The sequence below is a fragment of the Variovorax palleresanus genome (assembly GCF_051144945.1).
In the GTDB taxonomy this organism is placed as follows: domain Bacteria; phylum Pseudomonadota; class Gammaproteobacteria; order Burkholderiales; family Burkholderiaceae_C; genus Variovorax; species Variovorax paradoxus_S.
In genome coordinates this window covers 1,762,775-1,788,227 of the sequence record NZ_JBJNVP010000002.1, presented here as the reverse complement: position 1 = coordinate 1,788,227, position 25,453 = coordinate 1,762,775, and the positions used below count along the sequence as shown (strand labels likewise).

At 66.3% G+C, this 25,453-nt stretch carries 22 protein-coding genes and 1 pseudogene; 13 read left to right on the top strand and 10 right to left on the bottom strand.

Annotated elements, in window-relative coordinates; all coding sequences use genetic code 11:
* Positions 1–152: 152 nt before the first annotated feature.
* Both ACJ7Z0_RS12245 and ACJ7Z0_RS12240 read right to left on the bottom strand, forming a co-directional pair.
* Complete coding sequence (locus ACJ7Z0_RS12245; protein ID WP_434790063.1) at positions 153–1,601, bottom strand: L,D-transpeptidase family protein; 1,449 nt, start codon at positions 1,599–1,601, stop codon at positions 153–155.
* Positions 1,568–2,761, bottom strand: coding sequence for a nuclear transport factor 2 family protein (locus tag ACJ7Z0_RS12240; protein WP_434790062.1), 1,194 nt, complete (start codon positions 2,759–2,761; stop codon positions 1,568–1,570). Before ACJ7Z0_RS12240 ends, ACJ7Z0_RS12245 begins: the two co-directional genes overlap by 34 nt.
* Before the next feature lie 232 nt (positions 2,762–2,993).
* Between ACJ7Z0_RS12240 and ACJ7Z0_RS12235 the strand changes: the two genes are divergently transcribed.
* On the top strand, positions 2,994–4,010 hold the full coding sequence (locus ACJ7Z0_RS12235) for a Bug family tripartite tricarboxylate transporter substrate binding protein (protein WP_434790061.1): 1,017 nt from the start codon (positions 2,994–2,996) through the stop codon (positions 4,008–4,010).
* A 176-nt stretch (positions 4,011–4,186) separates the two neighbouring features.
* On the opposite strand, the gene ACJ7Z0_RS12230 is transcribed toward ACJ7Z0_RS12235, so the two are convergent.
* Entirely contained in the window at positions 4,187–4,972 is a 786-nt protein-coding gene (locus tag ACJ7Z0_RS12230) for an IclR family transcriptional regulator domain-containing protein (protein ID WP_434792655.1), read from the bottom strand.
* Between the two features lie 140 nt (positions 4,973–5,112).
* Between ACJ7Z0_RS12230 and ACJ7Z0_RS12225 the strand changes: the two genes are divergently transcribed.
* From ACJ7Z0_RS12225 to ACJ7Z0_RS12210, 4 genes are all read left to right on the top strand, one after another.
* A complete protein-coding gene (locus ACJ7Z0_RS12225; protein ID WP_431127748.1) occupies positions 5,113–5,814 on the top strand; it encodes a 3-oxoacid CoA-transferase subunit A in 702 nt (233 codons plus the stop codon).
* On the top strand, positions 5,811–6,467 hold the full coding sequence (locus ACJ7Z0_RS12220) for a 3-oxoacid CoA-transferase subunit B (protein ID WP_434790060.1): 657 nt from the start codon (positions 5,811–5,813) through the stop codon (positions 6,465–6,467). The genes ACJ7Z0_RS12225 and ACJ7Z0_RS12220 overlap by 4 nt, the downstream gene beginning before the upstream one ends.
* A gap of 42 nt (positions 6,468–6,509) precedes the next feature.
* Positions 6,510–7,715 carry a 3-oxoadipyl-CoA thiolase gene (gene pcaF, locus ACJ7Z0_RS12215; protein ID WP_434790059.1) on the top strand — a complete coding sequence of 402 codons (1,206 nt, stop codon included), beginning with the start codon at positions 6,510–6,512 and terminating at the stop codon, positions 7,713–7,715.
* A 202-nt stretch (positions 7,716–7,917) separates the two neighbouring features.
* Entirely contained in the window at positions 7,918–8,496 is a 579-nt protein-coding gene (locus tag ACJ7Z0_RS12210; RefSeq protein ID WP_434790058.1) for a thioredoxin family protein, read from the top strand.
* Positions 8,497–8,583: 87 nt separating this feature from the next.
* Here the strand turns inward: ACJ7Z0_RS12210 and ACJ7Z0_RS12205 are convergent, their stop codons facing one another.
* Both ACJ7Z0_RS12205 and ACJ7Z0_RS12200 read right to left on the bottom strand, forming a co-directional pair.
* On the bottom strand, positions 8,584–9,324 hold the full coding sequence (locus ACJ7Z0_RS12205) for a response regulator (protein WP_434790057.1): 741 nt from the start codon (positions 9,322–9,324) through the stop codon (positions 8,584–8,586).
* Positions 9,325–9,391: 67 nt separating this feature from the next.
* A pseudogene (locus ACJ7Z0_RS12200) lies at positions 9,392–10,420 on the bottom strand (alpha/beta fold hydrolase).
* A 337-nt stretch (positions 10,421–10,757) separates the two neighbouring features.
* Between ACJ7Z0_RS12200 and ACJ7Z0_RS12195 the strand changes: the two are divergent.
* The 3 genes from ACJ7Z0_RS12195 to ACJ7Z0_RS12185 are packed head-to-tail and all read left to right on the top strand — an operon-like array spanning position 10,758 to position 14,438.
* Positions 10,758–11,177: an organic hydroperoxide resistance protein gene (locus ACJ7Z0_RS12195; protein WP_431127765.1), complete on the top strand. Its 420-nt coding sequence runs from the start codon at positions 10,758–10,760 to the stop codon at positions 11,175–11,177.
* A gap of 30 nt (positions 11,178–11,207) precedes the next feature.
* Positions 11,208–12,593 carry a sensor histidine kinase gene (locus tag ACJ7Z0_RS12190; protein ID WP_434790056.1) on the top strand — a complete coding sequence of 462 codons (1,386 nt, stop codon included), beginning with the start codon at positions 11,208–11,210 and terminating at the stop codon, positions 12,591–12,593.
* Between the two features lie 27 nt (positions 12,594–12,620).
* Complete coding sequence (locus ACJ7Z0_RS12185; RefSeq protein WP_434790055.1) at positions 12,621–14,438, top strand: cytochrome c biogenesis protein DipZ; 1,818 nt, start codon at positions 12,621–12,623, stop codon at positions 14,436–14,438.
* 22 nt (positions 14,439–14,460) lie between these two features.
* On the opposite strand, the gene ACJ7Z0_RS12180 is transcribed toward ACJ7Z0_RS12185, so the two are convergent.
* The 5 genes from ACJ7Z0_RS12180 to rtcR all read right to left on the bottom strand — a co-directional run bounded on the left by ACJ7Z0_RS12180 (position 14,461) and on the right by rtcR (position 18,707).
* Positions 14,461–14,712 carry a hypothetical protein gene (locus ACJ7Z0_RS12180; protein WP_431127774.1) on the bottom strand — a complete coding sequence of 84 codons (252 nt, stop codon included), beginning with the start codon at positions 14,710–14,712 and terminating at the stop codon, positions 14,461–14,463.
* Positions 14,713–14,854: 142 nt separating this feature from the next.
* Positions 14,855–15,802 (bottom strand): bifunctional Delta(1)-pyrroline-2-carboxylate/Delta(1)-piperideine-2-carboxylate reductase, encoded by a 948-nt coding sequence (lhpI, locus tag ACJ7Z0_RS12175; protein WP_434790054.1) that lies wholly within the window; start codon positions 15,800–15,802, stop codon positions 14,855–14,857.
* Positions 15,799–16,635 carry an alpha/beta hydrolase gene (locus ACJ7Z0_RS12170; RefSeq protein ID WP_434790053.1) on the bottom strand — a complete coding sequence of 279 codons (837 nt, stop codon included), beginning with the start codon at positions 16,633–16,635 and terminating at the stop codon, positions 15,799–15,801. The genes lhpI and ACJ7Z0_RS12170 overlap by 4 nt, the downstream gene beginning before the upstream one ends.
* 58 nt (positions 16,636–16,693) lie before the next feature.
* The gene (locus ACJ7Z0_RS12165; RefSeq protein WP_434790052.1) at positions 16,694–17,032 is read right to left on the bottom strand and encodes a VOC family protein; all 339 of its coding nucleotides are present in this window, start codon (positions 17,030–17,032) and stop codon (positions 16,694–16,696) included.
* 61 nt (positions 17,033–17,093) lie between these two features.
* Positions 17,094–18,707 (bottom strand): RNA repair transcriptional activator RtcR, encoded by a 1,614-nt coding sequence (gene rtcR, locus ACJ7Z0_RS12160; RefSeq protein ID WP_434790051.1) that lies wholly within the window; start codon positions 18,705–18,707, stop codon positions 17,094–17,096.
* Positions 18,708–18,924: 217 nt separating this feature from the next.
* On the opposite strand from rtcR, the gene ACJ7Z0_RS12155 reads away from it, so the two are divergent.
* The 5 genes from ACJ7Z0_RS12155 (at position 18,925) to ACJ7Z0_RS12135 (ending at position 25,427) form a co-directional block, all read left to right on the top strand.
* Positions 18,925–20,478, top strand: coding sequence for a vWA domain-containing protein (locus tag ACJ7Z0_RS12155; RefSeq protein WP_434790050.1), 1,554 nt, complete (start codon positions 18,925–18,927; stop codon positions 20,476–20,478).
* 660 nt (positions 20,479–21,138) lie between these two features.
* Positions 21,139–22,362, top strand: coding sequence for an RtcB family protein (locus ACJ7Z0_RS12150; protein ID WP_307640665.1), 1,224 nt, complete (start codon positions 21,139–21,141; stop codon positions 22,360–22,362).
* Between the two features lie 74 nt (positions 22,363–22,436).
* A complete protein-coding gene (locus tag ACJ7Z0_RS12145; protein WP_434790049.1) occupies positions 22,437–23,804 on the top strand; it encodes a hypothetical protein in 1,368 nt (455 codons plus the stop codon).
* A 19-nt stretch (positions 23,805–23,823) separates the two neighbouring features.
* Complete coding sequence (locus ACJ7Z0_RS12140; protein ID WP_434790048.1) at positions 23,824–24,477, top strand: zinc-ribbon domain containing protein; 654 nt, start codon at positions 23,824–23,826, stop codon at positions 24,475–24,477.
* Entirely contained in the window at positions 24,471–25,427 is a 957-nt protein-coding gene (locus tag ACJ7Z0_RS12135; RefSeq protein ID WP_434790047.1) for a ribonuclease Z, read from the top strand. The genes ACJ7Z0_RS12140 and ACJ7Z0_RS12135 overlap by 7 nt, the downstream gene beginning before the upstream one ends.
* Positions 25,428–25,453 lie beyond the last annotated feature (26 nt).

Genomic DNA, 25,453 nt, shown 5'->3' with positions numbered 1-25,453 from the left:
ACAGGGCCGGCGTTACGGGAACAAATGCGTTACGTGTTACGTAGCACGGGTGCCGTGAGCCGAAATGTAACGGCCAAGTTCGGGCCGGCATTTGCGCAAAAAATCACGGATTTTGAGTATGACCCCCCTGGCAGGAGGGCCGAAAGCCGGGTTCAGCCCAGGATTTCTTCGTGAAAGAGCTTCCACTCGCTGCCTTGGCGCAGCCAGTATTGGCGCCGGGTGCGCCCGCTCTTTTCGCCTTCGAAGACTTCTCCGAAGGTGGCGACCATGGTTTCGTCGCCGTCGCGCCAGTGCAGATACGACATGTCCTTGAACTGGACACGTTTGCCTTGGGCATATTCCACTTCGTCGTGGAGCACGGAAAATCCTTCGATGGATTTTTTATTGTTGTTGCGCTGGAATTCAGGCAAATAGAATTTCTTCAATTGCGCTTCATTGCCATTGGCCCGTGCATCTTTCCAGGCTGCGATGGCGCTGGTGAATGACTGGGCCTCTTTCTGGGCCTGCGGCGGCGAGATCCATTGCAGGCTGCGGGCCGTGACCACGGGGGTGGCGCCGATCTGAACCTTGCGCAGGAGCTGCTTCAGGTCGGGGTTGGCCATGACGACGCACCCGTCGCTTGCCAACGGCGCGCGCGCAAACTGCTGGGGCGGGGTGCCGTGCAGCCAGATGCCTCCACCGGTCTTGCCGCGCCGCACGTCATACGGGTTGGGGTAATTGATGGGAAGCGCACCGGCGCCGTAGAAGTCGCGCAGCGACTTCGGATCGAGGCTGCTGGTGATGTAGTACACCCCCAGCGGCGTACGCGCGTCGCCTTCCGCGACCTTGCCGATGCCCGACTTGCCGACCGACACGTAGTAATCGGCCACCAGCTGCAGCCCCTTGTCGGAGTTCTCGAGCAGGTAGAGCCGCGAACGCGAAGCGTCGACCGCAATGGCATAGCGGCTGCGCGTGGACAGCGCCAGGAACTGCGAAGGCACGGTGCCGGCAGGCGGCCTGTCGCGCAGGGCCTGCAGGCGCCGCTGCGATTCTTCGCGCAGTTCGGCCATGGCCGGATCGCTGCGCAGGCGTGCGATGCCCGAGGCGTCGGAGAAGGCGTGCGCCGGTGGTACCTGGGTTGCGAGCAGGTCGGCGTAGACCAGCTGGGCCAGCTGAAAGTTGGGGTAATCGCGCACCAGGTCGCGGGCCTTGGCGAGCGCGGGCCGCGGCTGGCCGCGGCCGAACAGTTCGTAGACCGCAATCAGGCGGGCCTCGGCGCCGTTGGCTTGCTGAAGGGCGGCTGAAGATGCAGCCGCCTTGCGCGGCGTGGATCTGCTTGCCGCGCTTGCGGTTTGTGCGGCGGAGGTCTTCTTTGCCCGGGGTTTCGCTTCCCTGGCGGCCTGGTTTGTGGGTCGGCTGCCGTTGGCCTTCGACTTGGTGGTGGTGCCGCTGGGCTTGGTGGAGGCATCGGCCGAGCCGGGCGCCGTCAGCAACAGGACCGACGCCGCCACGAGCGCCGCAAGCATGTTCCCGCTGCGCCGGAACGGAGCGTTCTTCGGGAGCCGGCCGCGCCGGACGATGTCCGCCACTACCCCCCGACGCTTTCCTTGCGAATTTGCCATTGGTTGCCGGAGCGATGCAGCTCCAGTGTCTTGCGGCTCGAGATGTTGAGGTTGTCGGCGCGATAGATCTGGCGGAACTTGGCGGTTGCGGTTTGTCCGTTGACGTTGATCGCCAGGTTCTCGAGATTCACGCTGATGCTGGACTTGCCGACGATTCGCGCGCGGCGTTCTTCTTCCCAGCTCTTGCGGCTTTGTCCGCCGCCGGGATTGAACTCGGGGCCGTAGGCGCCAAGGTAGCGGTCCATGTCCTGCGACGCCCAAGCGGCGGCCCATCCGCGCACGGCCGATTCCACCTCGGCCGTCGAGCCGGGCGTTGCTGTTGCCGCGGCCGCAGCCGGCGTGGATGCAGATGCGGATGGCGTCGACGAAGCCTCGGGCGCCTTCGCCACCACCACCGGCGGCGGTGCCGGTGGCACGGGCGTCGGCGCTGCCACGGGTGCGGGTGCTGCCGCTGCCTTGACGGGCGCAGGTGCGGGTGCAGGCACGGGAGCTGGCGGGGGCGTTGGGGCAGCGGCTGCCTTCGCGACGGGCGCAGGCGCAGAAGCGGGCGCGGGCGCGGCCGTCTTTGCGGCAGGCGCAGCCGCCACCGCCGTGGCTGCGGATTTGCCGCCCACCGGTGCCGGCGTGAACAAGGTGCGGATCACCGCCAGCTTGGGTTGCACCGCCGTGTTGTTCTGGTCGAGTTGCAATGCCTTGCTGTAGGCCTGGCTGGCCAGCCGCGCATACACGTCGCCCAGGTTCTCTTGCGCCGTGGCATAGCTCGGGTTGGTGCGAATCGCGCTTTCGAGCGCGCTGCGTGCCTTGTCGAACTGGTTCTGGCTCGCGTAGATCACCGCAAGGTTGTTGTACGGCTCGGGCAGTTCGGGCGCGTCCTGCGTCAGCTGCGTGAAGGCGGCGATGGCTTCGGTGCGCTTGCCGGTATCCAGCTGGATCACGCCCTTCAGGAAGCGCATCTGCGGATCCTTCGGCTTGTCCTTCAGGAAAGCGTCGGCGCGCGACATGGCCTCGTCGAGCTTGCCAGCCTGCATGAGCCGATCGACCTCGTCGTGCTCCACCGCGGCAAGCGCGGGCAGTGCCAAGCCGCAGGCAGTGGCCACGAGCAGGGCACGCACGGTGGGGGAAAAGCTGAAACGGGCGCGCGGCAGGGGGCTCTTGGGCATTGCGGACGAGACCTCGTATGGGGGAAGGGTGATGCGGCAGGGATTGTAAGTGGGCAGTTAACCTTCGGACACAACGTTCACTCGGGGCTGTCGCATCCCGACGCGTTGCGCTGCCAACGGCCGCATGACCACATCCATGAATACGCATCGACTTGCGCAATCGAGCCCGATCATGTAACGTGATGTAAGTACAACAAAAACAACGTCCTCCTCTTTCCTCTCTGGAGTCATCTTGAAGATCACCAAACGCCGCCTGCTCGAAGGCGGCGCTGCGGCAATTGCCGCATCGCTTTTTGCACCGGGCTCATGGGCACAGCGCACCGGCGCCGGTGCTGCCGGCGGCGACGCCGCATGGCCGACCAAGCCCGTTCGCATCCTGGTGGGCTTTCCCGCCGGGGCCTCGCCCGACCTCGCAGCCCGTGCCATCGCGGAGCCGCTGTCGAAGATCCTGCGCCAGCCGGTCACGGTCGAGAACAAACCCGGCGCCAGCGGCAATCTGGTGGCCGACCAGGTGGCCAAGGCCAACGACGACCACACCATCGGCGCACTGATCAACGGCAACCTCACCATTGCGAAGCTGCTCAACCCCAAGCTCAGCTTCGACCCGGAAAAAGACTTTGCACCGGTTGGCCTGATCGGCACTGCGCCGCTTGTGCTGGTGGTCTCGGGCAATGCCACGGGCAAGACCGCGGCCGACCTGCTGCTGTGGACGCGCAACCTCGGCAGCAACGGCAAGTACGGCACGCCCGGCGTGGGAACCGTGGGCCACCTGGGCATGGAACTCATCAAGAGCCGCGCCGCCATCACGGCCCAGCACAAGCCGTACACGGGCAATCCTCAGGTGATCGCCGGCCTGCTGGCGGGCGAGATTCAATTGGCGCTGCTGCCGCCCGGCCTGGCCATGCCGCATGTGAAGTCCGGCAAGGTCAAGGCCATTGGCGTGACGTCGCCCGAGCGCAGCCCGCTGGCCAACGAACTGCCCACGATCCGCGACGCCGACGTGCGCGGCGCCGACCTGGAGATCTGGACCGCGCTGGCGGCCCCCGCGGCCATGAAGCCGGCCGCCATTGCCAAGCTCAATGCCGCGCTGGTCGAGGCGATGGGCTCGCCCGAAGTGAGCGAGGCGCTGCTGAAGACCGGCTGGCAGGCCCAGCCGGGCACGCCCGACGCGCTGGCCAAGCGCATGCGCGCCGACACCGCGCGGCTGGGTGGCGTGATCATCATGAAGGGCATCCACTCCAGCACTTGACGCCCCCCGAAGCGCCTTCGGCGCCCGGTGTCCATGCCGGAGGCACGGACCCTTCGGCCCGTCCAAGCCCGCACAGGCGGGCCTGGAGCCGCGGGCGCTCAGCCCCCACTGGGGGGCGCACCCGGCGGCCCGGCAAAGTCGGTTCCGCGGGTGCGCTGGATTGGGCCGTTGGTTCGTTAGAGCAGCTGTGAGATCTTCTTTGCGGCCTCCATCAGCGCCGGCAGCATCGTCTCCTGCATCACCTTGGCGTTGGTGCGGTTGGCCTGCCCGGTGATGTTGAGCGCGGCCACCATGCGGCCCTGGCGGTTCACGATGGGCGCGGCCACCGAAATCAGGCCTTCTTCCAGCTCCTGGTTCACCAGGCACCACTGCTGTTTGCGCGCCTGCGCCACCTTGGCCATCAGCGCGTCGACGTCGGTCACCGTGTGCTTGGTGAGCGCTGTGCGCTCCGAGGCTTCGAGCCGCGCGCGCACCTCGTCGTCGTCCAGGTCGGCCAGCAGCAGGCGGCCAAGCGACGTGCAGTAGGCCGGCAGCCGCGAGCCCACGCCCAGGCTGATGCGCATGATCTTCTGCGTCGGCACGCGCATCACATAGACGATGTCGGTCGCATCCAGCACGGCGGCCGAGCAAGACTCCTGCACCTGCTGCACCAGCGCTTCCATCACCGGCTCGGCGCGGTTCCATATCGGCATCGACGAGAGATAGGCAAAGCCCAGGTCGAGGATGCGCGGCGTGAGCGTGAAGAGCTTGCCGTCGGTCACCACGTAGCCCAGCGTCTGCAGCGTGAGCAGGATGCGCCGCGCGCCGGCCCGCGTGAGCCCGCTGGCGGCCGCCACCTCGCTCAGCGTCTGCCGCGGCGCGCTTGCGCTGAAAGAACGGATCACCTGGAGTCCGCGTGCAAACGACTGCACGTAGCTGTCGCCGGGGGCTGGTGTGTCGGGTTGTGTCGTGTGGGTTGCCATATCGAGCATTCGTCTTTAGAATTCATTATACGAACAAATGTTCTTTAGACGAACAATTTTGCGGTTCGCAGAATCGGGCGATTGTTTGGCGGTTTGTTCGCAGGGTTCGATTTCTTTTTCAACTCCCGGAGACAGGCTTCATGATCAACAAGATCGCGCGCTCGGTCGCCGATGCCCTTGCGGGCATCCAAGACGGCGCCACGGTTCTCATCGGCGGCTTTGGCACCGCCGGCATTCCCGGCGAACTCATCGACGGTCTCGTCGAGCAGGGCGCCAGGGACCTCACCGTGGTCAACAACAACGCCGGCAACGGCGAAACCGGCCTTGCCGCGCTGCTCAAGGCCGGGCGTGTGCGCAAGATCATCTGCAGCTTTCCGCGCCAGGCCGACAGCCAGGTGTTCGACGGGCTCTACCGCAGCGGCAAGATCGAACTCGAACTCGTGCCCCAGGGCAACCTGGCCGAGCGCATTCGCGCCGCAGGCGCGGGCATCGGCGCCTTCTACTGCCCCACGGGCTACGGCACGCAGCTCGCGGGCAACCGCGAAACCCGCGAGATCGATGGCGTGCAGTACGTGCTCGAGTACCCCATCAATGGCGACGTGGCGCTCATCAAGGCCGAGCGCGGCGACCGCTGGGGCAACCTGGTCTACCGCAAGGCCGCACGCAACTTCGGCCCGGTGATGGCCATGGCCTCCAAGAAGACCATTGCCACCGTGCACGATATTGCCGAGCTCGGCACCCTCGACCCCGAGACCATCGTGACTCCGGGCATCTTCGTGCACCAGGTGGTGCGCGTCGAACGCGTCGCCACCCAGGCCGGCGGTTTCAAGAAGGCAGCATGACCATGAGCAGCACCAACTACACACGTCGCACCAAGGACCAGCTCGCCGCCCGCGTGGCACAGGACATCTTCGACGGCGCCGTCGTCAACCTCGGCATCGGCCAGCCCACGCTGGTGGCCAACCACCTGCCGAAGGGCCGCGAAGTCATCCTGCAGAGCGAGAACGGCATTCTCGGCATGGGCCCCGCGCCCGAGGCAGGCGAAGAAGACTACGACCTCATCAACGCCGGCAAGCAGCCCGTCACGCTGCTGCCGGGCGGCTCGTTCTTTCACCACTCCGACAGCTTTGCGATGATGCGCGGCGGGCACCTCGACATCTGCGTGCTCGGCGCGTTCCAGGTGTCGGCCACGGGCGACCTTGCCAACTGGCACACCGGCGAGAAAGACGCCATTCCCGCCGTCGGCGGTGCCATGGACCTTGCCATCGGTGCCAAGCAGACCTGGGTGATGATGGACTTGCTCACCAAGCAGGGCGCGAGCAAACTGGTGAAGGAATGCACCTATCCGCTCACCGGCATCCGCTGCGTCAAGCGCGTGTACTCCGACCTCGCCACGCTCGAATGCACGGCCGAAGGCTTGAAGCTCGTCGATCTGGTCGAAGGGCTCAGCCGCGAGGAGCTCGAGAAGCTCGTGGGCTTGCCGATCGCCGCATAAAAGCGGGCTTCAGAGTTCGATTCACTTCCAACGAGACACACCATGACCAACCAAGCCTTCATCTGCGACGCAGTCCGCACCCCCTTCGGCCGCTACGGCGGTTCGCTCAGCAGCGTGCGCGCCGACGACCTCGGCGCCGTGCCGCTCAGGGCGCTGATGGAACGCAACAAGAACGTCGACTGGCAGGCCGTGGGCGACGTGCTCTACGGCTGCGCCAACCAGGCCGGCGAAGACAACCGCAACGTGGCGCGCATGTCGGCGCTGCTGGCGGGCCTGCCGCTCGAACTGGGCGGTGCCACCATCAACCGCCTGTGCGGCTCCGGCCTCGATGCGGTGGGCACGGCCGCCCGTGCCATCCGCGCCGGTGAAGCCGGCCTCATGATCGCCGGTGGCGTCGAAAGCATGAGCCGCGCGCCCTTCGTCATGCCCAAGGCCGAGAGCGCCTTCAGCCGCAACAACGCGGTGTACGACACCACCATCGGCTGGCGCTTCGTCAACAAGCTCATGAAGGCGCAGTACGGCGTCGACTCCATGCCCGAGACGGCCGAGAACGTGGCCACGGACCACAAGATCGAGCGCGAAGCGCAAGACCTGATGGCGCTCAACTCGCAGTTGCGCGCCGTGGCCTCGCAGAAGTCCGGCTTCTTCGACGCGGAGATCGTGCCCGTGAGCGTGCCGCAGAAAAAGGGCGACGCCATCATCGTCAACAAGGACGAGCATCCGCGTGAAACCAGCATGGAGTCGCTCGCCAAGCTGAAGGGCGTGGTGCGCCCCGATGGCACCGTGACGGCCGGCAACGCCAGCGGCGTGAACGACGGCGCCTGCGCGCTGATTCTGGCCGACGAAGCCAGCGCGGCCAAGCATGGCTTGACGCCGCGCGCCCGCGTGGTCGGCATGGCCACTGCCGGCGTGGCGCCGCGCGTGATGGGCATCGGCCCCGCGCCCGCCACGCAGAAGGTGCTGGCGCTCACCGGCCTCACCATCGACCAGATCGACGTGATCGAACTCAACGAAGCCTTCGCGGCGCAAGGCCTCGCCGTGCTGCGCCTGCTGGGCCTCCAGGACGACGACGCGCGCGTCAACATCAACGGCGGCGCCATTGCGCTCGGCCATCCGCTGGGCGCCAGCGGTGCGCGCCTTGCAACCACCGCGGTGAACCAGCTGCACAAGGGCGGCGGCCGCTATGCGCTGTGCACCATGTGCATCGGCGTGGGTCAGGGCATTGCGGTGATCCTGGAACGGGTCTGAGAGCCGCGCCGGGCGCAGCCTGCTGCCCGGCCGATTGGCTCGATGGAGACGGGGCGCGCACACCCGCCTCGTGCAACGTAGTGTGTCGATTTCCAGCCTCGACACAGAGGCATACGCAATGTGTGCCAGGGGCTCGACGGGCGGAAAACAATCCGCCCGTCATTCACCAGCGCGCGTTGCGCATCGCACCGAGGAAATCACCATGAAGCTCTCCCGCATTGCCATTGGCGCGGCCATTGCCGCGTCGGTGGCTGCATTGACTTTTGCCGCGCCGCCGATGGGCGGTGACGCGCCCGCGGGCGTGGCGCGCGCTGCGCCGGAGTTCCAGGCCATCGACACCTGGCTCAACTCGCCGCCGCTCAAGCTCGAAGCGCTGCGCGGCCAGGTGGTGCTGGTCGACTTCTGGACCTACACCTGCATCAACTGCCTGAATCACCTGCCGCACGTGAAGGAATGGCACGAGAAATACAAGGACAAGGGCCTGACCGTGGTGGGCGTGCACACGCCGGAGTTCGCGTTCGAGAAATCGACCAAGAACGTGAAGGACGCCATCCAGCGCCTGCAGATCAAGCATGCGGTGGCGCAAGACAACAGCTACGGAACCTGGAAGGCCTTCAACAACCAGTACTGGCCCGCCGTGTACCTGATCGACAAACAGGGACGCATCGCCTATTCGCACTTTGGCGAAGGCAGCTACGGCACCACCGAGAAGAAGATCCAGGCGCTGCTTGCGGAGCCTTCGAATGCAACCGCTGCCAATGCGCCGAGCGGCCCGAAATGAAGAAGCTCTGGTTCGCCCTGCTGTTCTTTGCAGGCGGCGTGGCGCACGAGGTGCGCAACCCGACCCACTGCCAGTGCGTCGCGTCGGTCAGTCTCTCGCCTCGACCGCCGAAGCGAAGACGTAGCCTTCGCTGCGCACAGTCTTGATGTAGCGGGGCTCGCGCGCATCGTCGCGCAGGCGCTGGCGCAGCCGGCTCACGAGCAGGTCGATGGAGCGCTCGAAGAGCTCGGCTTCGCGGCCTTGGGTGAGGCTCAGCAGCTGGTCGCGGCTCAGCACCTTTTGCGGGTGGTCGAGAAACACGCGCAGCAGCCGGTACTCGGCGCCGCTCAGCGCCACCATCACGCCGCTGTCGTCGATCAGGTGGCGCGCCACCGTGTCGACCTGCCATTCGCCGAACCCCAGTTTCTGTGCGGACTCGATGGCGCCCATGTTCGGCGGCAGCATGCGCGTGCGGCGCATCACGGCGCGAATGCGCGCGAGCAGCTCGCGCGCTGAAAACGGCTTGGCCAGGTAATCGTCGGCGCCCATTTCAAGGCCCAGGATGCGGTCGGCCTCTTCGCTGCGCGCGGTCAGCATGAGGATGGGCGTCGCCTTGTATTTGCCGGTGCGCAGGTCGCGGCAGAGCGTGAGTCCGTCTTCGCCGGGCAGCATCAGGTCGAGAATGATCAGGTCGAACGGGCCCGACTCCTCCAGCGCCGCGCGCATGTGCCGGCCGGTGGGCACCGCGACCACGCGCAAGCCGTTCTTCACCAGGTAGGTCGTGAGCAGCTCGCGAATTTCCCGGTCGTCGTCGACGATGAGGATGTGGTCCGAAGTCTTTGGCGTCATGGCATCGAGCGGAAAAGATGGGGGGCGCGCGACATTATGTTGCGCGCACGCCCGGTATGGTTGGAGCTCAGTGCCGCGCGGATGCCAGCTTCCACACCGCATCGGCAAACGCCTCGGGTGCTTCCTGCGGCACGTTGTGGCCGGCGTTCACGATCAGGTGCGAGCGCGGGCCGGTGAACTTGGCGGCATAGGCCTTGCCATCGGTTGCGGGCACCACGCCGTCGGAATCGCCGTCCATGGTGATGGTGGGCACGCCGATGGTCGGCAAGGTGGCAAGACGCTTCTCCAGTTCGGCGTACTTGGGAAAGCCGTCCGCGAGGCTCAGGCGCCAGCGGTAGTTGTGAATCACGATCTGCACGTAGTCCGGATTGTCGAACGATGCGGCGGTGCGCTCGAAGGTGGCCTCGTCATAGGCCCACTTGGGTGAATTGGTAGTCCACAGGATGCGTGCGATGTCGCGCCGGTTGGCCTCCAGGCCGAGGCGGCCGCGCTCGGTTGCAAAGTAGTACTGGTACCACCAGCCGTGTTCCGCCTTGGCGGGCAGCGGCAGCTTGTTGCCCGGCAGGTTGGTCATGATGTAGCCGTTCACCGAGAGCAGGCCCAGGCAGCGCTCCGGCTAGAGCGCCGCAATGATGCAGGCGGTGCGCGCGCCCCAGTCGTAGCCGACCATCACGGCGCGGTCGATGTTCAATGCGTCGAGCAACGCAATCTGGTCCAGCGCCACCGCCGATTGCTGGGCCGAGCGCGGGTTGCCGCTGTCCAGAAAGCGCGTGCTGCCGTGGCCGCGCAGGTGCGGCACGATCACGCGGCAGCCGCGCGCGGCAAGCAGCGGCGCCACCTCGGCGTAGCTGTGGATGTCATAGGGGTAGCCATGCATCAGCAGCACCGGAATGCCGTCTGCGGGACCGGCCTCGTAGTAGCCGACGTCGAGTTCGCCGGCCTTGACCTGCTTGATGGGGCCGAGCTTCTGCGGCTTGCCCGCCGGCGTTGGGGCCGCGTGGGCCGCGCCCATGAATGCCAGCTCCGCGGCGGCGACGCCGGCAACGGCGCCTCCGAGGAGAAATCGGCGTTGGCGGTTGACTGCTTCATTCGACATGTGCGTTTCCTTGGCGTTAGTTGGTTGCTCGGATGAATCGATGCGCCATTGGATTCGCGGCATGTATTTGCCATGTGTCGAGAAAAGGGTGTTCTTGTATGCCCGTGTACTTCTGCGGCCGCAGATACACAGGCATACAAAGCGGACGCATGAAAGCCTTGCAGACCGCGATGCTCGGGGGCGTCACGATGCCGCCAATGTGCCGCAGCCGTGCCGCGGTGAAACGTAGTGTGTGGATTTATCGCGCGGATACACAGGCATACGCAATGTGCGTTGGCAGGGGAGAGGCGGCCCAACAATCCGTCCGTTCCCAACCAACCACTCCCAAGGAATCACCATGTCCCGCATCGAAAAAGTTCTCTACACCGGCAAGACCCACACCTCTTCGGGCGGCCGCGACGGCGAAGCGCGCAGCTCCGACGGCCGGCTCGACATCAAGCTTTCGTCACCCGGCAGTGCGGGCAGCGGCACCAATCCCGAGCAGCTGTTTGCCGCCGGCTGGTCGGCCTGCTTCATCGGCGCGATGGGCAAGGCGGCCGGCAAGATGAAGGTCACGCTGCCGCCCGACCTGGCCGTCGATGCCGAAGTCGACCTCGGCGCGGCGGGCACCGAGTACTTTTTGCAGGCGCGCCTCAACGTGAGCCTGCCGGGCCTCGACCGCGAAGTGGCAAAAGCACTGACGGACGCGGCGCATCAGACCTGCCCATACTCCAAGGCCACCCGGGGCAACATCGACGTTGCCATCCACCTGGTGTGAGCCAGCGGTATTCATAAACAAGAGGTGCGCATGTCCACTCCCGCGAATCCTTCCGCGAACCCGTCTGGTGCCGCAAGTGCCGCCGGTGGGGGCATGGCCGCCCGGGGCTGGCGCCGGATGCTGCCCGGTTCGCTGTTCTATCGCGTGACGCTGATCATCGTGGTGGGCCTGGCCGTCGCGCAGCTTCTTACCTTCGCGGCCATCCGCTACGAGCGGAACCTGGCGCTTCGCGAGCTGATGATGATCGGCATCGAGCGCGACATCGCAAGCTCGGTCGCCATCCTCGACCGCCTGCCCGCGGCGGAACGCGCCGGCTGGCTCGACCGGCTGGAGCGGCGCAACTACCGCTTCGTGCTGGGCGGCAGCGCAGAGGGCACCGAGCCTGGCTCGCAGCCTTCGCGGCAGTTTGCCGCGGCCATCGCCGATGCGATGCGCCCGTTCGAAATCGTCAAGGTCGGCGAGGTGGCCTGGCCGCCCGAGGGCCTGCAGATCCAGGTGCGCCTGAGCGACGGGTCTTCGGTGGTGGTTCATGCCATGCGCGTGGGCATGCCGGTGTCGGGCTGGGTCATGTGGGTGCTGGTCGTTCAGCTGCTGGTGCTGGCCGTTTGCGCCTGGTATGCGGTTCGGCTGGTCACGCGTCCGCTCGCGCAGCTGTCCGCGGCGGCCGACGACCTGGGGCCCGACCTGAAGGCCCAGGCGCTCGCGGAAGAAGGCCCGACCGAAGTGGCGCATGCGGCGCGCGCCTTCAACGCCATGCAGCAGCGCATTGCGGGCTACATGGCCGAGCGGGTCGAGATTCTGGCGGCCATTTCGCACGACCTGCAGACGCCCATCACGCGCATGCGGCTGCGCACCGACCTGATGGACAACGAACACGACCGCGAGAAGTTCCGCCAGGACCTCGACGCCATGCACTCGCTGGTGCGCGAAGGCGTGACCTATGCGCGCACGCTCCACGGCGCGACCGAGCCGCCGCTGCGTATCGATGCCGATGCGCTGCTCGAAAGCATGGTGGCCGACTACGAAGACGTGGGCCAGCCGGTTCGGCTCGAAGGCAAGGCCGGCGCGCCCATCGTGAGCCGACCCAACGCGCTGCGCAGGATCTTGATGAACCTGATCGACAACGCGCTGAAGTTCGGCAGCGACGTGCGCCTCCGCGTACATGCCGAAGGCGGCCAGTTGGTGCTGAGCGTGCTCGACAACGGGCCGGGCATTCCCCCCGATGAGCTGGAGGCGGTGCTCAAGCCCTTCTACCGCGTCGAGAGTTCGCGCAACCGCAGCACCGGCGGTACCGGGCTGGGCCTGGCCATTGCCCACCAGCTGGCCATGGCCATGGGCGCCGAGCTCACGCTGCACAACCGACCCGAAGGTGGACTGGAGGCACGGCTCGCGCTGGCCACCGCGCCCGCTCGCTGAATCCACCCGTCCCGGACGACCGACATCATGCTCATTCTCCTCGTTGCCTACCTGGGCGGGGTGCTCACCATCCTGAGCCCCTGCATCCTGCCGGTGCTGCCTTTCGTGTTTGCGCGCGCCGACCGCCCGTTTCGCTCGCACGGCCTGCCCATGCTGCTGGGCATGGCGTTGGCCTTTGCCGCCGTGGCCACGCTGGCCGCGGTGGGCGGCGGCTGGATCGTCACGCTCAACGAGTACGGGCGCCACGCCGCCCTGGCAATGCTCGCGCTGTTCGGCGCGACGCTGCTGTTCCCGGCCGTCGCCGATCGCATGACCCGGCCGCTGGTGGCGCTGGGGCTGCGCATGTCCGAGCCGCACGGCCATGCGGGCGCGGGCACCGCCTCGGCGTTCTCGCCGCTGTTGCTGGGCGTGGGCACGGGCCTGCTGTGGGCGCCATGCGCGGGCCCGATCCTCGGCCTGATCCTGACCGGCGCGGCGCTCAATGGCGCGAGCGTCGGTACCTCGCTGCTGCTGCTCGCCTACGCCGCCGGTGCCTGCACGTCGCTCGCCGCCGCGCTGCTCTTCGGCGGGCGGTTGCTCACGGCCATGAAGCGTTCGCTGCATACCGGCGAATGGGTGCGGCGCGTGGCGGGCGCTGCCGTGCTGGTGGGCGTGGGTGCCATTGCGCTGGGGCTGGATACCGGGCTGCTCGCACGCCTGTCGGTGGGCACCACGTCGGCGCTGGAGCAGGCGCTGGTGGAAAAAATCAAGAAAGACCCGCCGCAGCCTTCGCGCGAGCCGTTGGCTGAACCGGTCGCGCTGCGCGAAGACACGGGCCTCGTGCGCGTGTCGGAAAAGGAAGACCGCCCGGCCACGGTGCCCATGCGCGCGCTCAAGGTCGAAGGCAACTTTCCTTCGCTTGCCGGCGCCACCGAATGGATCAACACCGCGCCCCTGACGCCCGAGGCGTTGCGCGGCAAGGTGGTGCTGGTCGACTTCTGGACTTATTCGTGCATCAACTGCCTGCGCACGCTGCCTTACGTTCGCGCATGGGCCGAAAAATACAGGGACGCCGGCCTGGTGGTCATCGGCGTGCACACGCCGGAGTTCGCGTTCGAGAAGCGCTCGGCCAACGTGCGCAAGGCAACCAAAGACCTGGGCATCGACTTTCCGGTGGCCATGGACAACGACTTCGCCATCTGGCGCGGCTTCGACAACCGCGCCTGGCCCGCGTTCTACTTCGTCGATGCAAAGGGGCGCATCCGCCATCACCAGTTCGGCGAGAACCGGTACGACAAGGCCGAGCTGGTCATCCAGCAGCTGCTGGCCGAGGCGGGGCAGAAGACCCGCATCGCCACCGGGTTGGTGGCGCCGCTGGGGCAGGGCACCCAGGCCGCGCCCGGCACGGAGCCAGCCCTGTCCGGCGAGACCTACCTGGGCCACGAGCGTGCGCACGGCTTTGCATCGCCCGGCGGCATCGCGCGGGACCATGCGAAGGTCTACCAGCCTGCTTCGTCCTCACTGCGCACCAACCAGTGGGCACTGGCCGGCGACTGGACGGTGGAGGCCGAGCGCGCCGTGCTGAACGGTGCCGGCGGACGGATCGCCTATCGCTTCCAGGCGCGCGACTTGCATCTGGTGCTCGGGCCCGCGGCCAATGGCAAGCCGGTGCGCTTCAGGGTGCGGGTCGATGGAAAGCCGCCGCTTGCGGACCACGGCTCGGACACCGATGCGCAGGGCCACGGGGTGGTCGAGGCACAGAAGCTGTATCAGCTGGTACGCCAGGCGGCTGGCGCGAAGGAGCGCCTGTTCGAGATCGAGTTTCTGGACGCCGGCGCCCAGGCCTATGCGTTCACCTTCGGCTGAGCCCGAAGGGGTTCGGCTGGGGTCAGGCGGCCCCGGCGTTCAGCGAAAGCCGGCGCAGCATGTCGGTCTGGCGGGACTCTTCGGCATCTCGCAGGCTCTTGGCCGCACGGGCTGCGACGTAGGTCACATACATGGTTTCGATGGCTTTGCCCCACTCCTGCATCTTCTGGGAAACGGCGCTGGTCGGCGATGTCGACGTGTCTACGGCCGGGCAGGCGGGCACTTCGAAACCAGCTTTGCTGAGGATGGTGGCTTTCTGAAAAATGGTGAGCATGCGGCTGGCCTCTGAATCTCTTGGTATGAGCATCAGGTTAGCTTCAGCGCAAAAGCCGTGCCATCAGCTGCATGACGTATGCGCGTGTCAGCCAAAGGCTATCTCCCCGGACGGCCGGCGACCGCTTTCTAGTCCTTAAGCCTTAGGCAGAGGGCGATCCGGCGTGCTGCCAGACCAGCGTGGCGGCCGTCAGGTCTTCGAGCGCGCTGCCCACCGCCTTGAACACGGTGCGCTCATCGCTGCCCGTGCGGCCGTTTCGTTCGCCCCGGCAGAGTGCGGCCAGCGTGCCTTGCACCGCATCGGCGCGCAGCGTGCCGGCTGCGATGGCATCGAGCAGTTCGCCGGCCTTCTGCAGCGCCTCGGCGGTGTCGATGAAGGTGCGCGCACCCTCGAAGCAGCGCGCATCGGCCTCGCGCATGGCGGGTGTGAAGCTGCCGATCAGGTCCAGGTGCGAGCCCGGCGCGAGCCATTCACCGCGCACCAGCGGCGCGGTCGCCAGCGTGGCGCAGCTCACGATGTCGGCCTCGCGCACCGCAGCTTCGAGCTGGGTGGCGGCTTGGGCATTGATCCCTTCCGCGCGCCATTGCGCCGCCAGGGCCTCGGCGCTTTCGGGCCGATGGTTCCACACGTGCACCTCGTCGATGGGGCGCACGCTGGCATGCGCGGCGGGCAGCAGCCGTGCGATGCGGCCGGTGCCCAGCACCAGCAAGCGGCGCGCATCGCCCCGTGCCAGGAACGAGGCGCCCAGCGCCGACGCGGCGGCCGTGCGGCGTGCCGTGAGTTCGTTGCCGTCCATCATCGCCAGCGGAACGCCGGTGCGCGCGTCGTACAGCACATAGGTGGCATGCAGGCCGGGCAGGCCGCGCGCGCTGTTGCCCGGGAAGACGTTGATGGTCTTGATGCCCAGAAACCCCGCGTCGCTCCACGCCGGCATGATGAGCACGGTGCCCTTGTCGCCGCCGGCCGTCTCGATGCTGTGCACATGGCGCGGCGGCACATGCGCCTCGGCCGCGAAGGCGGCGCGCAGCGCGGGCACGAGCCGTGCAAAGGCCAGCGGCTCGCGCGTGGCGGTTTCGTCGAAGTGCTTCATGGTTGCCGTGGACGCAGCGAGGCGTCGAAAAATTCGACCAGCGCGCGCTGGTACGTGGTGCCGAAGCGCTCGGTCATCGGCTCCAGGTGCCCCGCGCCAGCCACTTCGAGCAGGCGCTTGGGCTCGCCTGCGGCGTCCAGCAGGCGCCGCGAATGCGAATGCGGAATCACCGGATCGTCGGTGCCGTGGATCAGAAGCAGCGGGATGGGCGAAATGGCGCCGATGAATTTCGACGCCGCGTATTCGTCGCTCACCAGCAGCCCGGCACCCGGGAGCTTCTCGTTGGCAATCGACGAATACGAATAGAAGGTCGACTCGATGGCCGCCGCCTTCACGCCGGCCCGGTTGCCCGAGCCCACCACCGCGACGGCGTTGGTGCCCCCCAGGCTCTGGCCGAAGATGAAGAGGCGCTCGGGGTCGACGTCGGCACGGGATCGCACATGGTTCAGTGCGGCGCTGGAATCTTCGTACACACCCTTGGGCTCAGGCTTGCCTTCGGACTGGCCGTAGCCTCGGTAGTCGAACACGAACACGTTGAAGTCCTGCGTCGGCAGCCACGCCACGAAGCGCCAGTGCGACGACATGTTCTGCGCGTTGCCATGGAAATGCACCACCGTGCCCTTGGCTTCCTTCGGGCTCTGGCGATTCTTCGCTGGAATGAACCAGCCGCTGAGGCGCGTGCCGTCGGTGCTCCGGAACTCCACCGCCTCGTAGCGCAACCCGAGCGCGCCGGGCGTCTCGTAGCGCACGCGGTCGGGGTAATAGAACATCGACTGGACGCAGCCGGTGAGGAACAGGGGCAGGGCGAACAGCGCCGGCTTCCAGTTCATCATCGATTGTTTTCCCTGAAGAAGAAGCGCAGCTGCGTGGGGCGCATTCCAGATCGACCGCTCAGGCCTGTTGCTGGAAAGCGAGGTGATAGCCGTTGCAATCGACAACTCCGAATTCGCTGGAGCCGTATGGCATGTTCTGCAGCGGCCACGCGATGGGCACTTTGTCCTTGATGGCCGCGTAGTAGCCGGCCGCATCCGCCACGGTGAAATACAAAGTGCCGGAGCAGATGGGCGGGGTCTTCCAGAGATCCTGCTGCGTGAAGACGAGCTTGCTGCCCTGTTTCTCGACCGTCAGGGTCTTTTCCGCCGATGGGGTGGCCGCGAAGCCGAGGGCATCGGCGTAGAAGGTTCGGGTCGCGGCCAGATCGTGGCATCGCAGGAGCACCGTCAGCGACATGAGTTTTCTCCTAGAGTGCGGCCGAATGCGCAGATGGCCATCCGGGCGGAGGATAGCTCAGTCAGTCCGCGGCGATGCGGCTCCATTCGAGCCCGTGTTTCGCCAGGTACTTTCGCAGCCGGTCGGCATCGTTCACCACGCTGCGCTGCGCGCGGGAGGCCTGGAAGAGCTGGCGGCCCGCGTCCGACAGGCTGCGCGATTCGCGGCACACGTGCACCACCGCTTCGAGTTGCAGCCGGTCGAACAGGTCGAGCGCGGCAGCGCGTTCGGTGCCGAGCAGGGCGTCGAGGTCGACATCGGCGGCGTCTTTGCCACGCTTCGCCGGGCCTTCGCGGTTCCACAGCCAGCGCAGCCGCGCAATCTCGGCCTCGACCAGCGCCACCGGAATGCGGCCGCCGTCCGCCAGCGTGGCCAGCCGCGTCACGCTGGCCGAGAGGTCGCGAAAATTGCCGCACCACAGCGCCTCGCCGCTCTGCGCAAAGCGCAGGTAGGCCGCGCGCGCTTCGGCATTGAAGCGCACGACGCGATGGCTTTCGCTCGCGTGGATGGCCAGCAGGTGGTCGATGTTCGGTTCGATGTCTTCGGGCCGCTGCGCGAGGCCGGGCAGGTCGTAGGTCCAGAGGTTGATGCGCGCGAACAGGTCTTCGCGAAAACGCCCGCCCGCCACGTCGCTGCGCAGATCGCGGTTGGTGCCGGCAATGAGCTGGAAGTCGCTTTCCACTTCCTTGTCGGCGCCGACCGGGAAGAAGCGCTTTTCCTCGATGGCCTTGAGCAGCATGGCCTGTTCGTCCAGGCCGAGTTCGCCGATCTCGTCGAGAAAGAGCGCGCCCTGGTGCGCCGTGCGCAGCAGGCCCGCGCGCTCGCCCGCCGCGCCGGTGAACGCGCCCTTCTTGTGGCCGAACAGCGTGGATGCGGCACCGTCGCCGCGCAGCGTGGCGCAGTTCACTTCCACGAACGGCCCGGTCATCTGGTGGCGCGCCTGCTTGAGCTCGAACATGCGCCGCGCCAGGAACGACTTGCCCGCGCCGGTCGGACCCACCAGCAATATCGGCGCGCGCGAACGCACGGCCACGCGCTCGATCTCGTCGATGAGCGCATTGAAGCGCGCATTGCGCGTGGCGATGCCGCTCTTCAGGAAGGCGACCGCATCGCGCTGCTCGGCATCGAAGCGCCGCGCGATGGCGTCGTAGCGCGACAGGTCGAGATCGATCAGCGCGATCTCGCCCGGATTGCCCGCGCGCTGCCGCTTGGGCGGCGAGGTCTGCGCAAGCACGCCCGGAACCACGCGCGATTCGGCCAGCAGGAACATGCAGATCTGCGCCACGTGCGTGCCGGTGGTGATGTGCGCCCAGTACTGCTCGCGCTCGGTGTCGAAAGGATAGGCGCGCGCCCAGTCGTAGAGGCGGGTGTAGACCTCGCCGAAATCCCAGGGGTCCTCCAGATCGACGGGAACGAGGTTGACCTGCGTCTCGGGTGACACGGTGGCGATGTCGGCCCTGACCACCTCGGCAAGCGCCTTGTGCTTCAGCGTGTAGAGCAGCTCCATGCGCGAGACGACCATGTCGTCGTGCTGGGCCAGCGAGACGGTGGGGCGCCACTTCTCCCAGCGGCCGGTGCCTTGTCCGGCATCGAGCTGCGTGCCGAGGAAGCCGATGACGACGGTGGGTTTCTTCATTGGTTTGGATAAAAGACTATCCGAAATTATAAGAACTATGGATAAAAACTGCACGTAGAGCTCGATGAAATCCGCTCTCAATCAAAAAATCTCTTTTGAAATCAATGAGTTGAGTGCCCGCTGCGTCCGGTGGCCGGTACTTGGCACACCCGTTGCAATAAGGAGTGCATACCCAGATACGAAATCGAAAAAAAGAGAACCCCGAGGAGAAGTCACCATGGCAAACCTTCAGCTTTTCAAGACCCGCCGCGGCGCACAACTACCTGCGGCCGACGCGCTCAACGAAGCGGGCGGCGTGGCCTATTCGCTGTCGCCCAAGCACCAGCTGGCGCAGCTCGCGGCCACCGGTTGCCTGAGCAACACCTTCTACGCACAAGCGCAGGACCAGCTCGATGCCGTGCTGGCCCTGGCCCGCGAAGTCGATCCGGTGTTCGTGGCCAAGACGGCTGTGTACGCCCGCCGCGCCGGCCACATGAAGGACATGCCGGCGCTGCTGGCCGCCACGCTGGCGGTGCGCGACGTGGCGCTGCTCGCCAAGGTTTTCCCCCGCGTGGTGGACAACGGCAAGATGCTGCGCAACTTCGTGCAGATGCTGCGTTCCGGCGCCGTCGGCCGCAAGTCGCTCGGTACGCGTCCGAAGAAGCTCGTGCAGCAATGGCTGCTCGAAGCGACCGAAGCGCAGCTGCTGAATGCGTCCGTGGGCAACACGCCGTCGCTGGCCGACGTGGTGAAGATGGTTCACCCCAAGCCCGCCGAAGCCTGGCGCGCCGCGTGGTTCGCATGGCTGATCGATCGTCCGTATACGCTGGAGGCGCTGCCTCCTGTGACGCAGGCTTTCGAACGCTACAAGCGCTACCGTTCGCTCGAAGTAGCCGACGTGCCGTTTCAGATGCTGACTGCGCTGGAGCTGGACGCACGGGCTTGGGCGCAGATCGCGCAGCGCGGATCGTGGCAGATGGTGCGTCAGAACCTGAACACCTTTGCGCGCCATGGCGTGTTCGAGCTGCCGGGCCTCGCGGAGGCGGTGGCAGCCAAGCTGCGTGACCCGCAGGCGGTGGCCAAGGCGCGCGTGCTGCCGTACCAGCTGATGGCGGCCTTCACCGCAACCGGCGCCGAGGTGCCGCACGTGGTGAAGGAAGCGCTGCAGGACGCGATGGAACTCGCGCTGGCCAACGTGCCGGCATTCGAGGGCCGCGTGGTGGTGTGCCCCGACGTGTCGGGCTCCATGAGCTCGCCGGTGACGGGCCACCGCGGTTCGGCAACGTCGGCGGTGCGCTGCATCGACGTGGCCGCGCTGGTGGCTGCCGCCGTGCTGCGCCGCAATGCGGATGCGCGTGTGCTGCCCTTCGAGACGAAGGTGGTGTCGCTGAAGCTGAATCCGCGTGATTCGGTGATGACCAACGCGGCCAAGCTGGCGGCGGTCGGTGGTGGCGGAACCTCGTGCAGCGCGCCCTTGGCGCTGCTGAACAAGGAGAAGGCGCAGGCCGATCTGGTGGTGCTGGTGTCGGACAACGAATCGTGGGCCGACCCTGCACGTGGCCGCGGAACCGCGACCATGCAGGAGTGGGCTGCGTTCAAGCAACGCAACCCGAAGGCGCGGATGGTGTGCATCGACATCCAGCCCTATGCGACCACCCAGGCGCAGGAGCGTGACGATGTGCTGAACATCGGCGGCTTCAGCGACGAAGTGTTCAAGCTGCTGGCGGTGTATGCCGCGGGTGGCCTGGGCGCCGAGCACTGGGTGGGAGTGATCGAAGAGACTTCGATCTGAGAGAAAAGTGAGAGGGCGCCGTGGGCCTTGCCCGCGGTGCCCGATCCGAAGAAATTGAACGTCGTCGTTCGGCGAATGCAGATGCGAGTACATCCAACCATGTTCTTCCTCGCATCGAATGTTTGTCGCCGAACGGGGATGAGGTTTTTGTGCGAATGCAGGCAGGACTACATCTGGACGCCCGGGGGTCGAACCCCAACACCGGCTCGCTGGTGGGCATGTCTTGCCATCCTTGTCGCACTGTTTTTTTGCAGCGAATGCTGGCGGAACTACAGCCTACAACGCTCGGGGTCGCGGGTTCGAATCCCGCCGGTCGCAAGACCGTAGCTCAGTGGTAGAGCACGACTGTTTCGCCGATTTTCGTCGCTGCTTTTTTTGTTTTCGGGCGCGCAGGCACAGAAGGGAGCGCCACTGCCAAAAATGTTGTTATTGCCGGCAGTCCGGGTAGCACCGGATGCGGCGGGAAAGCCGGTTGACGAGCAAGGTTGAGGATGCAGGTGCTGGCTCCGATGACGGGTCTGTCACTGGCGCGCGTTTCCAATCGTCGACTGGGCCATCGGACTCAAACACCATGGTCGCCGTATTGATGCGGGTTCGAATCCCGCCGTGTCCACCATCAGTCGTAAAGAATAGATAGATAGAACGGAAAGGGAAAGAAAAATGGAACAGAACTACAAACTGCACGAAGTCGCCAACGGCGTCCCCGTCAAGATGTGGACGAACGGCGTGCCCGTGGAAGACGAAGCGCAAAAGCAGCTCGAGAACGCCGCCCGCCTGCCCATCGTGTTCAAGCACATCGCGGCCATGCCCGATGTGCACTACGGCATCGGCGCGACCGTGGGCTCGGTGATCCCGACCTTCAAGGCCATCATCCCGGCCGCGGTGGGCGTGGACATCGGCTGCGGAATGATGGCGTGCAAGACCACGCTCAATGCGCGCGACCTGCCCGATAACCTGGGCCCGCTGCGCTCGGCCATCGAAAAGGCCGTGCCGCACGGAAGCAATCCCAAGCGCATGGGCCGCGACAAGGGCTCGTGGGAAACGCCGCCCGATGAGACCGATGCCGCCTGGGCCAAGCTCGTGGACGAATTCGACGCGATCTGCGAGGACTACCCGCGCATCAAGAACACGAACAACCACAAGCACCTGGGAACGCTGGGTACCGGCAACCACTTCATCGAGGTGTGCCTGGACGAAGCGGGCGCCGTGTGGTTCATGCTGCACTCGGGTTCGCGTGGCGTGGGGAATGCCATCGGCACGCACTTCATCGAACTCGCGAAGAAGGATGCCGAACTGCACCAGCGCAACCTGCCCGATCAGGACCTGGCGTACTTCGAGGAGGGCGCCAAGTACTTCGGCGACTACGTGCGCGCAGTGGGCTGGGCCCAGAAGTTCGCGCGTGCCAACCGCGAAGTGATGATGCAGCGCGTGGTCGCGGCCGCGCGCAAGGTCATCACCAAACCCTTCGAGGCGCATGTGGAAGCGGTGAACTGCCATCACAACTACGTGAGCCGCGAAACGCATTTCGGCGAAGACGTGCTCGTCACGCGCAAGGGCGCGGTGAGCGCCAAGGCCGGCGAGCTCGGGATCATTCCCGGCAGCATGGGTGCCAAGAGCTACATCGTGCGTGGAAAGGGCAACCCCGAGAGCTTCATGAGCTGCAGCCACGGCGCGGGCCGAGTCATGAGCCGCACCAAGGCGAAGAAGCTCTTCACCATTGCCGACCAGATCGCCGCCACCGAAGGCGTGGAATGCCGCAAGGACGCCGACGTGATCGACGAGATTCCGATGGCCTACAAGGACATCGACGCGGTGATGGAGGCGCAGAAAGACCTGGTGGAGGTGGTCTACACGCTCAAGCAGGTGGTGTGCGTGAAGGGATAGAACCCGGGGCGAAGCTCATCGCCCTGGCAAATGGAGGCAGCGCAATTCGTAGGCGCTGAAGAAAGGGAAGAGCGATGAAATGGTGGAAAACAAGAACCGAAGCGCTGCCGGCACTGGAGATGCGCGCGCTCGATGCGGGTGCCTTGATGGGGCTCGCCCGCTCCTGCGACGGCTATCAGCGGGAAGCGGCCGTTGTCGAACTGGTCCGCCGGGCCGATCCGCAAGCCATCCCGGTGTTGCTGGTGGGTGTCGGCGACTGGGTTCTGGAGGTGCGCCGTGCGGCGATGCAAGGTCTTGCCGGGCTCATGCGCGATGAGTTCATCGCGCAATGGGCGCATGCCTTGCCAGAGCTGGCTTTTGTCTATCGCGTGCGAAGAACCGATCTGCGCGACCTGAGGAGTGCCATCGAGGATTTCCTGGCGCGCAACATCGACCTGCTGGAGCAGCACGCGCCGGCGCTGGACGATGAAATGCGGCGCTGGCTCTTCACGCTGCGCCTTCAAAGAACGCACGACCAGCCGGCGCTGCAGGACCTGCTGTGCCGGGCTGTGCGTTCGAACGATCTGCTGACCGCGTTGCTTTGCCTGAATGCGGCCGACCGGCTGCAGGCGCTCGCAAGCCGCCGTGCGGTATTCGAATCGGCCAGCCGTTCGCGGCTGCCCCGTGTGCGCATGATGGCGTTGCGTGAGCTGCTGAGCCTGCAGGCGCATGACGCGAGGCCACTTCTTCGCGGCATGTGCTTCGACACGAGCGCTGCGGTGCGTTCGCTGGCGGTGGGCGCATTGGCCGCGGAGCGTGACGAGATATCCGCGCGCGCCAAGGAGATCCTGGACAGGCCCGGGTGCGAAGCGCGGTGGACCGTGTCCGCGCTTCATGTGCTGCACCTGCTCGAGGATCCGCAGGCGATTGTTCTTGCCCGTTCGATGGCGCAGTCGCCCGCAGTGCCGTTGCGGCGCCTGGCGCGGTGGCTGATGCTCGCCGCGGCGCAAGGCGATGAGCTCGATGAGCAACTGATGGCACTGGCGGCCGAGCCTTCGCCAAAGATGCGGCGCCTCGCAATCGATCACATCCGGCGCGGCGCGCCTTTGCCGAGCCCGGATGCGCTGATGCGCATGGGACTCGAACGCCGGGAGCTTGCGATGGATGTCATTGCCATGCTCGGCAGCGGGTCGCCATGGGATCGCCTGCTCTTCGTCATGAAGCTGCTGGATGGCGAACCGCCTTCGGGCAAGCTTCGCAATGCGATCAATATCGAGCTCGATGCATGGGGGAAGGCCATGGCCAACAGCTATGTCCAGCCGCGACAAGACCGGGCCGCCAGCCTGGCTGCACTGTGGAGCCGCAGGTTCGAATTGCTGCCTGCAAACAGGCCGTCCGGCCTTTTGCCGTACGGCTTCCCGAAAGAGGTCGAGTACCACCTGCGCGCCTTTCGCGTGATCTGAACAACACGACACTGCCATCATGAAAAGCAACAAACAGCGGCGCACCGAAATCAAGGCCCGTCGCCTCGAACGCGCCGTCGACCTCAAGGCGAAGCTGCGAACGCAGGACGCCCGGCAGCTGTCGGCAGGCGGACTCGTGCCGGGCATGGCCATGGCCGACAAGTCACGCCTCGCGCACTACAACACCACCTTCGGCGAAGTGCCGGACTTCTATCTCGATCAGGCCTACACCTGCCGCGATTGCGGCTCACAAGAGGTGTGGACGGCCAAGCAGCAGAAGTGGTGGCACGAGGTTGCGCAAGGCTCGGTGTACAGCCAGGCCGTTCGGTGCCGTGCGTGCCGGCAGGCCCGCCGCGCGCTGCGCGATGCGGCGCTTCGAAACGAAGGTGCCAACCTGCTGGGCGACGAGGTGGCCCGGCTGCGCGCATTGGCAACGGAGAAGCCGACCGCCGGCTCGCTGGCGCAGGTGGAGGCCGCCTTGCAGAGCAAGTGGCGCAGCCTGCGCGTGGTTGCCATCGAAGTCATGGGCCGGTGGGGCGGCCCCGAGCAGATCGAACGGCTGCAGGCGTTCGCGGCAGATCGTGGAAGCAGTTACGGAAGCTGGGAATATGAAGCGGCCAACGCCGCGGCAAAAGCCCTGGCACGCCATGCGGAGGCGAATCGAGAATGCTGAAGCTCACTTTCCTGGGAACGTCCTCGGGCACGCCAACGCGCCAGCGCAACGTGTCCGGCCTTGCGGTGCAAACCGTGCTCGGCGCCGACTGGTTTCTCATCGATTGCGGCGAAGGCACGCAGCACCGGCTGCAGCAAACGTCGCTCTCGCTGCACGACATGGCGGCCGTCTGCATCACGCATGTGCACGGCGACCATTGCTATGGCCTGCCGGGCCTGCTTGCAAGCGCCGGCATGGGCAAGCGCAGCAAGCCTCTGAAGCTGATCGCGCCGCTGCCGGTGTGGGAGTGGTTCGAGGCCACGCGCCGCTTGACCGACCTGCATCTGCCTTACGAGGTCGAGCATGTGGATATCGAATCCCAGGCGCTCGTGTACGAAGCACCGGGCGTCAGCATCGAGCGCCACGTGCTGCGGCACCGCGTGCCGAGCCATGCCTACCGTGTGCAGGTGGAAACCCTGCGCGCGCGGCTGAAGGCCGACGCCCTGCGTGCGGCCGGCCTGCCGGCGGGACCCGCATGGCGCGCGCTGCAGAACGGCGAGGACGTGCCTTTCAACGCAGGGGTGCTGCGCAGCGCCGATTTTGTGGAGACGCAGATCGACACGGCCAGCGCCGTGCTGGGGGGCGACAACGCCGAGCCCGCGTTGCTGCACGCCGCCTGCCAGGGCGCGCAGCTGCTGGTGCACGAGGCCACCTACACGCAAGAAGTGCTCGACAAGGTCGGGCCCGGGCCCATGCACAGTTCGGCGCGCCTGCTGGCCGAGTTTGCGCAATCGGCCCAGGTGCCCAACCTGGTGCTCACGCACCTGAGCCCACGCCACCAGAAAGCAGAGGGCATGGCGGCACTGATGGCGGAGACCCAGGCCCACTACCGCGGCAACGCATTCCTGGCCAACGACCTGGATGTGTTCGAACTCGACAGCACTGGCAAAGTGACTGTGACCCGCGCCTGAAGAAATGAACAATCAGGCGCCAAGAC